The organism is Streptomyces sp. SID11385, assembly GCF_010548245.1.
GTDB lineage: Bacteria > Actinomycetota > Actinomycetes > Streptomycetales > Streptomycetaceae > Streptomyces.
Genome location: NZ_JAAGLR010000391.1, coordinates 1 through 1,681, shown reverse-complemented (window position 1 = coordinate 1,681; position 1,681 = coordinate 1). Strand labels below are relative to the sequence as shown.

The following is a 1,681-nucleotide window of genomic DNA, read 5'->3' as shown; positions in this document are numbered from 1 at the left end:
CCTGGTTCCGCTGGGCCCGCCGCTTCCAGGATTTCGTGGGCGGCACCCCGGACGAGGACGTGCCGCCCGCGGGCCGGTGAGCGGGGCTCACTCGGCGGCGGCCGCCACGCGTTCGGGGAGTTCGCTCGTCAGCGAGGCGGCGGCGCGTACGAGCGGCAGCGCGAGCAGCGCCCCGAGCCCCTCACCGAGCCGCACCCCCTGGTCGAGCAGCGGTTCGAGCGCCATCCGGTCGAGCGCCTTGGCCTGCGCGGGCTCCCCGCTCGTGTGCCCCGCGAGCCACCAGTCGGGCGCGCGGAACGCCGCCCGCTGCGCCACGAGCGCGCACGCCGCCGAGACGACGCCGTCGAGGATCACCGGGGTACGGCGCACCGCGCACTGGAGCAGGAAGCCCGTCGTCGCCGCGAGGTCCGCGCCGCCCACCGCCGCCAGCAGCGCGAGCTGGTCGCCGAGGACCGGACGGGCCCGGCGCAGCGCGTCCCTGATCGCCGCGCACTTGCGCATCCACGTGAGGTCGTCGATCCGCTCGCCGCCGCGCCCCGTGACGACCGAGGCGTCGACACCGCACAGCGCCGCCACGAGCGTGCCCGCGGCCGTCGTGCCGCCCACGCTCACGTCCCCGAGCACCACGAGGTCCGTGCCCGCGTCGGCCTCCTCGTCGGCGACGGCCATCCCGGCCCGTACCGCCGCTTCGGCCTCCTCGGTCGTGAGCGCGTCCTCGCGGTCGATCCGCCCCGAGGAGCGCCGCACCCGGTGCCGCGTCACCTCGGCGGGCAGCTCGGCGGGATCGCAGTCGAGCGAGACGTCCACGACCCGCACGGGCACGTCCTGCGCCCGCGCGAGCACGGCGACCGGCGCGCTCCCGTCGAGCACGGCCCGGACGAGCGCGGTGGCACCGCCCGGCGCCCGCCGCGAGACGCCCGCCTCGGCGACCCCGTGATCCCCGGCGAACAGGACGACCCGGGGCCGTCGCACCGCCGCCACGGGAACCGCCGACTGCGCGGCAGACAACCACTCCCCGAGCACGTCGAGCCGCCCGAGAGCACCGGAGGGAACGCTCAACCGCGCCCGTCGTTCCTCGGCGTCCCGACGTACCTTGCCATCGGGCCGCTCGATGAGATCGGAGAAGTCGTCAAGATCAAGGGCGCTCATTCGCAAGACGGTACATCCATTCAGCCCCTCCGGCGGGTGAGGGGCGGGGTCAGGAGCGGAGCCCCGGGGAGGTCACCCCGGCAGCGGGATCACCCGTCCCGCGACCACGAGCACCACTTCCTCGCACTCCCCGGAGACGGCCGCGTTCACCCGCCCCAGTTCGTCCCGGTACCTGCGCCCCGACGCGGTCGCGGGCACGACCCCCGCCCCCACCTCGTTGGAGACCAGCACCACCCGCCGCCGCGCGCACCGCACCGCCTCGACCAGCTCGGCCACCCGCTTGCGCAGCGCCTCGCGCCCCCCGCCCGCCCACGCCGCGTCGTCCCACGCGTCGACCTCGTCCATCGCGTCGGTGAGCCACAGCGAGAGGCAGTCGACGAGCAGCGGGGCGCCCTCCTCGGCGAGGAGCGGCACGAGGTCGCAGGTCTCGGCCGTCCGCCAGCTCGCCGGGCGCCGCTCGCGGTGCGCGCCGACCCGTTCGGCCCACTCGGGGTCGCCCGCGCGCGTGCCGCCCGTCGCCACGTACAGCACG

At 76.7% G+C, this 1,681-nt stretch carries 2 protein-coding genes; both read right to left on the bottom strand.

Translation table 11 applies throughout. The annotated features are described in order from the left end of the window. Nucleotides 1-87 precede the first annotated feature (87 nt). Nucleotides 88-1,149: a nicotinate-nucleotide--dimethylbenzimidazole phosphoribosyltransferase gene (cobT, locus tag G3I42_RS11895; RefSeq protein WP_164285217.1), complete on the bottom strand. Its 1,062-nt coding sequence runs from the start codon at nt 1,147-1,149 to the stop codon at nt 88-90. Nucleotides 1,150-1,221: 72 nt separating this feature from the next. Then, a partial coding sequence (locus G3I42_RS11890) for a bifunctional adenosylcobinamide kinase/adenosylcobinamide-phosphate guanylyltransferase (protein ID WP_239096406.1) occupies nt 1,222-1,681 on the bottom strand: 460 nt, incomplete at its 5' end.

What these genes read in the sequence shown, in the direction of transcription:
- cobT (WP_164285217.1), bottom strand. Translation starts at nt 1,149, where the DNA reads ATGAGCGCCCTTGATCTTGACGACTTCTCCGATCTCATCGAGCGGCCC.